This window comes from Janthinobacterium sp. BCJ23 (assembly GCF_059617945.1).
On the sequence record NZ_JCAQAW010000003.1, the window covers coordinates 586,698 to 596,769 of the forward strand.

At 59.9% G+C, this 10,072-nt stretch carries 7 protein-coding genes and 1 rRNA gene; 1 reads left to right on the forward strand and 7 read right to left on the reverse strand.

Going from position 1 to position 10,072, the window contains the following annotated elements:
• Nucleotides 1-471: 471 nt before the first annotated feature.
• The 6 genes from AC54AG_RS14175 to puuE form a co-directional block, all read right to left on the reverse strand.
• Nucleotides 472-1,968: an adenosine deaminase family protein gene (locus AC54AG_RS14175; protein WP_496630700.1), complete on the reverse strand. Its 1,497-nt coding sequence runs from the start codon at nt 1,966-1,968 to the stop codon at nt 472-474.
• 43 nt (nt 1,969-2,011) lie between these two features.
• Complete coding sequence (guaD, locus tag AC54AG_RS14180; RefSeq protein ID WP_496630702.1) at nt 2,012-3,328, reverse strand: guanine deaminase; 1,317 nt, start codon at nt 3,326-3,328, stop codon at nt 2,012-2,014.
• A 9-nt stretch (nt 3,329-3,337) separates the two neighbouring features.
• Nucleotides 3,338-4,405: a xanthine dehydrogenase accessory protein XdhC gene (xdhC, locus tag AC54AG_RS14185; protein WP_496630704.1), complete on the reverse strand. Its 1,068-nt coding sequence runs from the start codon at nt 4,403-4,405 to the stop codon at nt 3,338-3,340.
• Nucleotides 4,406-4,414: 9 nt separating this feature from the next.
• Entirely contained in the window at nt 4,415-6,760 is a 2,346-nt protein-coding gene (gene xdhB, locus AC54AG_RS14190; protein WP_496630705.1) for a xanthine dehydrogenase molybdopterin binding subunit, read from the reverse strand.
• 10 nt (nt 6,761-6,770) lie between these two features.
• Nucleotides 6,771-8,237 carry a xanthine dehydrogenase small subunit gene (gene xdhA, locus AC54AG_RS14195; protein ID WP_331777612.1) on the reverse strand — a complete coding sequence of 489 codons (1,467 nt, stop codon included), beginning with the start codon at nt 8,235-8,237 and terminating at the stop codon, nt 6,771-6,773.
• A gap of 99 nt (nt 8,238-8,336) precedes the next feature.
• Nucleotides 8,337-9,290 carry an allantoinase PuuE gene (gene puuE / locus AC54AG_RS14200; RefSeq protein ID WP_072454222.1) on the reverse strand — a complete coding sequence of 318 codons (954 nt, stop codon included), beginning with the start codon at nt 9,288-9,290 and terminating at the stop codon, nt 8,337-8,339.
• 121 nt (nt 9,291-9,411) lie between these two features.
• On the opposite strand from puuE, the gene uraH reads away from it, so the two are divergent.
• Entirely contained in the window at nt 9,412-9,765 is a 354-nt protein-coding gene (gene uraH / locus AC54AG_RS14205; protein ID WP_072454221.1) for a hydroxyisourate hydrolase, read from the forward strand.
• Nucleotides 9,766-9,952: 187 nt separating this feature from the next.
• Here uraH and rrf read toward each other — a convergent pair.
• Nucleotides 9,953-10,065 (reverse strand): 5S ribosomal RNA (gene rrf, locus AC54AG_RS14210).
• Nucleotides 10,066-10,072 lie beyond the last annotated feature (7 nt).

The window sequence follows — 10,072 nt, forward strand, 5'->3', positions numbered from 1 at the left end:
GTGACACGGCGGTAAAATACAGAAGAATGTCGTCATTTAGCTGTGCGACTGTTTGTTTCACTCTGCATCTCACCTTTATTTACTGCAAATACCCATCTTCATACGATATCGCCCAGATGAATTGTGACTTTTTAATATCATCTTCATCTCACTATGCATCATCAAAAAATGGATGACAAATACGATTTTTTTTACATATTTATATATTTAAAATATAAATAGCATGGGGTAACTAGTTGGATTGATATCGTGCTGACAGCGTCCGGGCTTATGGCGCGTGATTATAAATGAGCAATATGTACTTGAAATTGATTCATCCATGAAATCAGATAAAGTCGTGTATCTACTGTTAATTGTGTCGCATGGCCGCCACAAAATTAACAAAATAACAGCACGGCATTTAAGATGAGGAATAAAAAATGGCCGGAATATCCGGCCATTTAAGAGTATCAGTTCTGAACGTCGCGCAACTTACGGTTTTCCACCCTTGCCTGCCTTGTCGGCTGCGGCAATTTGCGCTTCAAAACGGGTGAAACGGGCATCGAGCGCTTTCAGCAAACGCTGCTTGTCCGCTTCCGCCAGGAAGGAATAGCGCAGGCTGTTGTACGACAGCTTTTTGATTTCCGCATAATCGGTCTTGTACTGGCTGGCAAACAGCACGTATTCATTCGACAAGGTATTGCGCGAGACGCCCGCATCATCGGTCGAGATCACGAACGGCACGCCATACTTGCGATACAGGGTGATCGGATGGGCCTGGCCCTTGATACCGAGGATGTAATCATTGCTGGTCAGATTCACTTCCACGGGGATGCCCCGCTCGCGCATCTTTTGCATGGTTGCCAGCGCATTGTTTTCGTACGCGATATCCATGCCGTGGCCGATACGGTCGGCACCCGCCACATCGACGGCTTCGGCGATATGAAATGCCATGCCTTCCGGCGGCACCATGCCCAGCGCCAGTTCGCCGGCGTGCAGGGCGATCTTGACGTTCGGGTATTTGGCCTTGAGGAACTTGAACATTTCCATGTGCAGGCTGTAATCGCGCATGGACACGTTCACGCTTTCCTGGCCCACGATGTTCACACCCACCAGCAGCGGGTTCAGACTCGCTGCCTTGAACGCGGCCACCATGGACGAGAACACTTGCGATGGCGACAGGAAACGCAACACATACGCCTGGTAGCGCATGGTGAAATTCGCGTCATCGATGCCGGCGCTGCTGGCGTTGACGTTGTCGTTGTAGGCGGTAATGCTTTTCTGGAAGCCAGTATCCTGCTCGAGGTTCTGCGTCCAGCTGGCCAGCACGGCTTGCAACGCTGCCGGCTGCAAGCCCGGCACCAGCACCTGCTGGTCGAACTGCGCGTTTTGCACGAATGGCGACAGCTCGAAAATCGTCTCGATGTAGCTGAGGTTTTCCGCGATGGCGCGCTGCTTCAAGGTTTTCAGGCCGTCGGCCGTGTTGCTCGACGCGACGGGGCCGAAGTAGCCGAAGGTATCAAAAAAGGTGCGGTCCGGCGGCGTCTGGATGGCGCCGTGGTTATAGAAATCCTTGGTCGACCAGCGCTGCAGCAATTCCGCATACAGGCCCGCGTCGGCAAACACTTCCGTGGACGACAGGCAGCCACGCTGCGCGGCCGGCTTGGCGCGCTCGGCCGCCACGACATCCTTGTTGCTTTCGATGCGGTAGGTTGTCTTGTTGACGCAATAGTTTTCCTTGTCGACCCAGTCGAGGAATTGCTCGGCGTAAATGGCGCCCGAGTAATGGTGATGCAAATCACCGCCCTTGGGCATCATGGAAAAGAACAGGTTCAACTCGGCTGTCTTCGGCTGCGCACCGGCAACCAGAGCGGCAAAATGGCGCGCGGTGGCCGCCTCGTTGGAAGACGGGGTGGCCTTGGCGGCCTGCGCCGTTCCGGTCAATGCCAGCGCGGCGCCAAGCGCCAGGCCAGTGAGTTTCTTGTGCATACGCGTTCTCGCTCAGGATAATTCGTGTTGAACAACGGGTAGGTCAGCCCTGCCCCCGCACATGCACGCATTGCCCGCCTGAATAGGTGGCGGCCACGGCACGGTCGTCGCCCAGCAGCGCAAAGGCAAACAGCAATTCCTCCAGGCTTTGACAGCCGGCCGTGCGGCGCTCGAGCAGCGGCGTCGACTGCTTGTCGAGCACGATGAAGTCCGCTTCCGTGCCGGCCGTGAAATTGCCCAGAGTGCCTTCCAGTTGCATGGCGCGCGCCGCGCCCAGAGTCGCCAGGTAAAACATGCGCAAGGCGGGCAGATAGCTGCCTTTCAAGCGTGCTACTTTATAGGCTTCGTTCATTGTTTGCAACATCGAGAACGAGGTGCCGCCGCCCACATCGGTAGCCAGCGACAGCAGCACTTTTGCCGCATCGGCCCGCTCGAAATCGAACAGGCCGCTGCCGAGGAACAGGTTGGACGTAGGACAAATGGCCGCCGCCGAGGACGTTTCCGCCATGCGCGCGCGGTCGCGCTCGTCGAGCCAGATGCAATGGCCGAACATGGCGCGCGGGCGCAGCATGCCGTACTGGTCATACACGTCGAGGTAGCTGCGCGCCTGCGGGTGCAGTGCGCGCACCCAGCGGCATTCATCCTCGTTTTCCGACACGTGCGTCTGCAAATACGTATCGGGATAGGCGCGCGCCAGCTCGCCCGCCAGATGCATCTGTTCATTGGTCGAGGTCGGCACGAAACGGGGCGTGATCGCGTACAGCGAACGGCCGTGCTTGTGCCAGCGCCGGATCAGCTCTTCGCTTTCGCGTGCGCCCGACTCGGCCGTATCGCGCAGGAACTGCGGGCAATTGCGGTCCATCATGACCTTGCCCGCCACCATGCGCAAGCCGCGCGCCTCGCTGGCACCAAAGAAGGCATCGACCGATTGCGGATGCACGCTGCCATACACCATGGCCGTCGTGGTGCCGCAGCGCAGAAGTTCGTCGAGGAAAAACTCGGCCACGTCGCGCGCATGCTCGGGATCTTCAAACGCGCGCTCCGTGGGGAAGGTGTACGTTTCCAGCCACGGCAGCAAACCGGGCGCGGGCGAAGCGATCATTTCCGTCTGCGGGAAGTGCAGGTGGGTATCGATGAAACCGGGCACGATCAGTTTGCCCCGGTAATCGACGATCTGCGTGCCGGGCGGCAAAGTCGTTTGCAACTGCGCGTAATCACCGGCTGCCACGACCTTGCCATCGGCCACGATCAGCAAGCCATCCGCATGCCAGGCATGCGCCTCCTCGCTGAAGGCGGGATCGGCGTGGAAGTGCAGCAAGCTGGCTCGGTAAGCTTGCAATGTGGCAGGAACAATCGGCATGACTTCTTTCTATAACGGGTGAATGGCGGCGCGTGTTCGGCGGCGCGGTGGCGCGCTGGCAGAGGCCAGCCGCAGCGGTGCGGCCAGGACGGCAGCGGCCGCCTCTTCCCACACCATCAGTAATTGACAGGCAACGGAGGCGGCGATCACGGCCGGCGCCTTGTTGCGGATGCCGGGCATGCCGATCGGACACACCATGGCGGCGATGCGCTCGTCCGGCACGCCGCGCGCCTGCAGGCGGTGTTCGAATTGCTTGCGTTTCGTGTGCGAACCGATCAGCCCGAACCAGCCCGCATCCTCGCGCTCCATGATGGCTTGCGTCAAGCGTTGATCGAGCGCATGGCTATGCGTCATGACGAGAAAACTGCCGCCGGGCGGCGCCATGGCGACAAATTCCTCGGGCGTATCGGTGGCGGCGATGCGGACATTATCAGGTATCTGCGCGGGAAACATGTCTTCGCGCTCATCGACCCAGGTGATATTGCAGGGCAAGTGGGCCAGCGCGCGCACGATGGCAGCGCCCACGTGGCCGGCGCCGAACAAGGTCAGGTGCGCGCGCGGCGCCAGGCAGGGGTCGACCAGCCAGCGCCGCCCTTCGCTCCCCTGCGCCACATGGGTTGCGCGCTCGCGCGAAAACGTGTCAGGCGCCTGTTCGCCAGAGCCAGCGATCAAGCTACCAGCAGCATCGAACAAGGCCGAGGCGGGTTCGCCGTCGAGCGCCGTCAACCGCCAGCTGTCTTGCTGGCGGCGTTCGCGCAAGGTGGCCAGCAACGCATGCAGGCTGGCGTCGACATACTCGAAAGCCAGGTGGACGACGCCACCGCAGCATTGTCCCAGGCTGGGGCCCAGCGCAAAACGTTCGAGCCGCGCTTGGGTGTCCCCCGTGGCCAGCATGGTCTTGGCGATTTCCACAGCGCGCAATTCCAGATGGCCGCCGCCAATGGTGTCCATTTGACCATCGAGGGTGACGCGCATCTTCGCGCCCGCCTCGCGCGGACCGGAACCTTCCACCAGGGCGACCGTCACCAGCACGGATGCCTGCGCGTCATTCTCGATTGCTGTCAGCCAGTCGCTCATCGTCTGCCCTTATGCGCCGGCATGCGCCGCTTGCACGGCCATCACCGCCTTGAGGATTTCCTCGCTGGTGGCGGGCGCATTCAGCGGTGGTTGCACGGCGTGATGACCGACGCTGGAAATGGCGTCGCGGATGGCAAAGAACACGGAAAACGGCAACAACAACGGTGGCTCACCCACGGCTTTGGAACGGTGGATGCTGTCTTCCACGTTGCGGTTCTGGAATAGCTGGACGCGAAAATCTTCCGGGCAATCGGAAATGCCGGGAATTTTATAGGTCGACGGCGCGTGCGTCATCAGCTTGCCCGCCGCATTCCACCACAGCTGCTCCGTCGTCAGCCAGCCCATGCCCTGGATAAACGCGCCTTCCACCTGACCCAGATCAATCGCGGGGTTGAGCGACTGCCCCGCATCGTACAAGGCATCGGCACGCAGCAGCCTCCATTCGCCCGTCAGGGTATCGACCACCACTTCGGCCACGGCCGCGCCATACGCGTAATATGAAAACGGATGGCCCGTCATCGTCTTCGCATCCCATGACAGACCGGGCGTGGCATAAAAACCGTCCGACCACAGTTGCACGCGGGCCAGGTAAGCCTTCTGCACCAGCTCGGCAAACGCAACGACGTGACCATTCACGTGGATATGGTTGTCGAAGAAACGAACAGCGTCCGTCTCGCCACCGTACAGTTTGACCGCGTAATCGGCCAGGCGTTCACGGATCTGGCGCGCCGCATCCTGCGCCGCCTTGCCGTTCAGGTCGGCACCAGTGGAGGCCGCCGTGGCCGACGTGTTCGCCACCTTGCTGGTATCGGTGGCCGTGGCCCGTACCTTGTCCAGATCGAGGCCCAACTCGTGCGCCACTACTTGCATGACCTTGGTATTGATGCCCTGCCCCATTTCCGTGCCGCCATGGTTGACCAGTACGGAGCCATCCACGTACACGTGCACGAGCGCGCCTGCCTGGTTCAGATGCGTGACGTTGAAGGCGATGCCGAATTTCAGGGGCGTGAATGCCAGACCCTTCTTCAGGATGGGGCTGGCCTCGTTGAACGCATCGATGGCCATACGGCGCGCGCGGTAATCGCTGCTTGCTTCCAGTTCCGCGACGAGTTCATGAATGACGTTGTCGACAATTTTCTGCCCGTACGGCGTGACGTTGCGTCCTTCCGCATCGTTGCGGCCATAGAAATTGAGCAGGCGGATATCGAGCGCATCGCGTTGCAAGTGGCGGGCGATTTCATCGATCACGTACTCGATGGCAATGGCGCCCTGCGGTCCGCCAAAGCCCCGGAAAGCCGTGTTCGACTGCGTATTCGTCTTGCCGCAAGCGGCGCGGATGTCCACGTCGGACAGGTAATAGGTGTTGTCGAAGTGGCAGACGGCGCGCGTGGCAACAGGGCCGGACAAGTCGGCCGAGTATCCGGCGCGCGTAGTCATGTCGACCTTGGCGGCAAGGATGCGGCCATCGTCGTCATAACCCACTTCGTATTCATAGTAGAAACAGTGGCGCTTGCCCGTCACCAGCATATCGTCGTCGCGGTCGGCGCGCAATTTGACGGGACGCTTCAATTTCGCCGCCGCAATCGATGCGGCCGCCGCCCACAGGGCCGACTGCGATTCCTTGCCGCCAAAACCGCCGCCCATGCGCCGGCATTCGACGGTGATGTTGTGCGAATGCACGCCCAGCGCATGCGCCACCACGTGCTGCATCTCGCTCGGATGCTGGGTCGAACACAGCACCAGCATGCCTTGCGCTTCCTTCGGGATGGCGTAGGAAATCTGTCCTTCCAGATAAAACTGTTCCTGGCCGCCCACATACAGCTGGCCCTTGACCACGTGCGGCGCGCCCTCGAACGCGGCCTGGTAGTTGCCGCGCGTCAGCTGCATCGGTGGCAGCACATACGATTGCGCGGCCTTGGCCGCTTGCGGCGTCATGATCGCGGGCAATTCCTCATACGACACTTGCGCCAGGCGGGCCGCGCGGCGCGCATGGTCATGCGTATCGGCCACCACGATGAAGATGGGCTGGCCCACGTATTGCACCAGTTCCGCCGCCAGGATGGGATCGTCATGGATGATGGGACCGCAGTCATTGGTGCCGGGAATGTCGTGTGCCGTGTAGACGGCGACAACACCCGTAGCGGCGCGCACTGCCGACAAATCCATGGCCGTGATGCGCGCGTGCGGCTTTTGCGACAGACCCAGCGCCGCGTGCAAGGTGCCTTGCAGCTCGGCGATATCGTCCGTGTACGTGGCTTGCCCCAGCACATGCAATTGCGCCGATTCATGGGGGCTGGGCTTGCCCACGGCGGCCCAGGCGGCCGCTTGCAGTTCGGGCGTGGCAGGATGGTTCATGCTGGTCCTTTCAGGCGCGGCAAGCGTAGGCGTTGACGGCAATGCACAGCAAAGGCGCATCGGGGCGAGTTTCCAGCCAGAAGCGGCGCAACAGGTTTTGCGCCGTCGTCATGCGGTAAGTGTTCGACGCGCGCATGTCCGACAGCGGCGCGTAATCGTCGGCCAGCAAGCGCATGGCGATGAGCAAGTTCTCTTCCGTCCACGCCTGTCCACGCAAGAATGCCTCCGTTTGCGCGGCGCGCTGCGGCGTGGCCGCCATGCCGCCAAAGGCAATACGCGCGTCAACAATACGCTCGCCATCGAGCTCAAAGGCAAACGCGGCACACACGGCCGAGATATCCTGGTCGAAACGCTTGGTCAATTTATACGTGCGGAAATGCACATCGGCACGGGGCAAGGGCACGCGCACGGCTTCGACGAATTCGCCTGGCTGCAGATCTTTCTTTTGATAACCGAGATAAAAATCTTCCAGCGGCATGATGCGCTGGCCAGCAGGTCCACGCAGCACGATCTCGCTGCCCAGCGCAATCAGCCACGGCATCGAGTCGCCGATCGGCGAACCATTGGCCACATTGCCGCCCAAGGTACCGGCGTTGCGGATCGGCAAGGAAGCAAAGCGCTGCCACAGTTCCGACAATTCTTCCGGATAATGTTCGCACAGCGCCGCATAGGCATCGTTGAGGCTGGCGCCGGCGCCGATGTGCAGCTTGCCGTCATCCTCGGCGATGGTTTTCAGCGCCGCGACGTTGCCGAGATAAATGATGTCGCCCAGATCGCGCAATTGCTTGGTCACCCACAGGCCAATATCGGTGGAGCCGGCCAGCAGGCAGGCTTGCGGCTTGGCCGCGCGTAGCGCCACCAGTTCCTCAAGGGTGCGCGGCGCGTGGAAGTGCTGGCCGCCGTGTTCATACGTAGTCAGGCTGCCGCGCTGCAGCGCCTGCAATTGCACGCGCAACGCATCGCGATCGAATGCCACATGCGGCAATTCACCCATGCGTCTGGCCGCATCGATGATGGGTCGGTAGCCCGTGCAGCGGCACAGATTGCCCGACAGGGTGTCGTCAATTTCGCAGCGCGTGGGCGTCTCGCCGTTTTTCTCCAGATACATGCCCCACAAGGACATGACAAATCCGGGCGTGCAAAAACCGCACTGGGAACCGTGGCACTCGACCATTGCCTGCTGCACCGGGTGCAGGGCGCCATCGGGCTGCTGCAAGTCTTCCACGGAAAACAGGGCCTTGCCATCGAGAGTGGGCGTGAGCTGGATGCAGGCGTTGACGGCTTTCATCTCGACCTGGCCGTCCACCAGGCTGCCGATGACCACCGTGCAGGCGCCGCAATCACCCTCGGCGCAGCCTTCCTTGGTGCCCGTGCAATGCAAATCCTCGCGCAGGTGCTGCAACACAGTCTGCGTAGGGGCGGCGTTGCGTACTTCCTGTACGGCACCACGATAGTAAAAGCGGATAGGTTCTGACATGCTGGCCTCGGTATAGTCCCAGTATAGGAGATTAACACCGGCATATGGGACAACTATATGCAAAGACTGATTTTACTTATCATCCTATCTCAATAGAACTTATGCCTGGAACGGATGCGTCGCATGCCAGTGTTCGGCAATATCGATGCGGCGCGTGATCCACACCTGCTCATGGCCCTGCACATAGTCGAGAAAGCGCGCCAACGCCGCGGCCCGTCCAGGCCGCCCCACCAGACGGCAATGCAGGCCTACCGACAACATCTTCGGTTGATTCAAGCCGTTCGGATCGCCTTCCGCGTACAGCACATCAAAGGCATCTTTCAGATAGTCGAAAAATTGCGTGCCCGAATTAAAGCCCTGCATGGCGGCAAAGCGCATGTCGTTCGTGTCCAGGGTATAGGGCACGATCAGTTGCGGCTGCACGGCCGGCATGCCAGCGGCATCCGTGTACGCCACCTTTTCCCAGAATGGCAGGTCGTCGCCATAATAATCGGCGTCATAGCGGAAACCGCCATGTTCGACCACCAGTTTGCGCGTATTCGGAGAATCGCGCCCCGTGTACCAGCCTTGCGGGGCGGAACCCGTCAATTCGCGGATGATCTGCACGGCTTCACGCATGTGTTCGCGTTCCGTTGCTTCATCCATGTTTTGATAGGAAATCCAGCGCAAACCGTGGCAGGCAATCTCGTGACCCAGTTGCTGGAAGGCTGCCACCGCCTCCGGATTGCGTTTCAAGGCCATCGACACGCCAAACACTGTCAGCGGCAGGCGCCGCTCCTCGAACATGCGCAGCAAGCGCCATAATCCGGCGCGCGAACCGTATTCGTAAATCGACTCCATGCTCAGGTGGCGCGCAGGAAAAGCGGCCGCACCGATCATTTCCGATAAAAACGTTTCCGATGCAGGATCGCCATGCAGCACGCTGTTTTCCGCCCCTTCCTCGTAATTGAGGACGAATTGCAGGGCGATACGGGCCTTGCCCGGCCATTGCGGATGGGGTGGCGTGCGGCCATAGCCGATCAAGTCGCGTGGATAATGTTCGTAATTGTTCATGCGGAGGCACGCCTATAGGAGGACAATGTTGGCTATATGCCCAATCATATAGCCCGGCGCAGCCACCGGTATATGATTTGCACGATAAGCACATTCACTCACCCTATATACAGGATAGCAAATGGGAAAACTCAGCACGCATGTACTCGATATCGCCCACGGCAAACCGGGAGCCGGCGTCAAGGTCGCCCTGTTTTCAGTCGCGCCGGAAGGAAAAGTGTTATTGAAGATGGATATGACCAATAGCGACGGCCGCTGCAGTTCACCCTTGCTGGAAGGCGACAGCATGAAAGCGGGCCAGTATGAACTGGTGTTCAACGCAGGCGACTATTTCGCCGCCCAGGGAGTGGAATTGCCCTCGCCGCGCTTCATCGACCTGGTCACCCTGTCCTTCGGCATCGCGCATACGGATGAGAACTATCACGTGCCGCTGGTGGTATCGCCCTGGTCGTATTCCACTTACCGCGGTAGCTGATCCCGCGAGGCCAACAATGTTTTCGGATTACGCGCTACGCGCTAATCCGACCTACTTCCGTTGCAGGCCACGTAGGTCGGATTAGCGTAACGCGCGTAATCCGACAACCACCACCAGCGCCAAACAAAACCACCAGACGTAAAAAAACCCCAACCGGATCACCGGAAGGGGTTTTTTCGAATAACAAGCCTGACGATAACCTACTTTCACACTGGTTGCAGCACTATCATCGGCGCAAAGTTGTTTCACGGTCCTGTTCGGGATGGGAAGGGGTGGGACCAACTTGCTATGGTCATCAGGCATAACT

Bases quoted from the DNA above. Each gene is read 5' to 3' on its own strand.
- AC54AG_RS14175 (WP_496630700.1), bottom strand. From the start codon at position 1,968: ATGCACAAGAAACTCACTGGCCTGGCGCTTGGCGCCGCGCTGGCATTG.
- guaD (WP_496630702.1), bottom strand. From the start codon at position 3,328: ATGCCGATTGTTCCTGCCACATTGCAAGCTTACCGAGCCAGCTTGCTG.
- xdhC (WP_496630704.1), bottom strand. From the start codon at position 4,405: ATGAGCGACTGGCTGACAGCAATCGAGAATGACGCGCAGGCATCCGTG.
- xdhB (WP_496630705.1), bottom strand. From the start codon at position 6,760: ATGAACCATCCTGCCACGCCCGAACTGCAAGCGGCCGCCTGGGCCGCC.
- xdhA (WP_331777612.1), bottom strand. From the start codon at position 8,237: ATGTCAGAACCTATCCGCTTTTACTATCGTGGTGCCGTACAGGAAGTA.
- puuE (WP_072454222.1), bottom strand. From the start codon at position 9,290: ATGAACAATTACGAACATTATCCACGCGACTTGATCGGCTATGGCCGC.
- uraH (WP_072454221.1), top strand. From the start codon at position 9,412: ATGGGAAAACTCAGCACGCATGTACTCGATATCGCCCACGGCAAACCG.